The following is a 281-nucleotide window of genomic DNA, read 5'->3' as shown; positions in this document are numbered from 1 at the left end:
CGCCGCTGGCCGTCGGCTGGTTCTCGCCGCTGCTCGCGCCCGGCGGCGCCCTCGCGGGGTCCGTCGGCTCGGTCCTCGGCACCGGCGAAGGCCGCGGGGTCGGGCTCGCGTACGTCGTCTACGCACTCATCCTGCTGCTGATCAACGCCGGTGGGTTCGCGGTGCGGCTGCTGCGGCGGTTCGACACCGAGGTGCCCGACTCGCTGCCGGACGACCTGGTCGGCGCGCAGGAACGGGAGCGCAAGCTCGCCGGGAAGGAGGCGGCGTGAGCGTCGTGGTGC

Annotated in this window: 1 protein-coding gene; it reads left to right on the top strand. The window is 75.1% G+C overall.

The annotated features are described in order from the left end of the window. Window positions 1-269, top strand: a 269-nt coding sequence (locus tag AC4HNJ_RS21890; RefSeq protein WP_490481727.1) for a hypothetical protein, incomplete at its 5' end; no start/stop codon positions are given. Window positions 270-281 lie beyond the last annotated feature (12 nt).

The organism is Dyella sp. SYSU CM1112 (assembly GCF_058216415.1).
The sequence above is the reverse complement of the archived record's forward strand: the minus strand, read 5'-3'. Positions and strand labels throughout refer to the sequence as shown.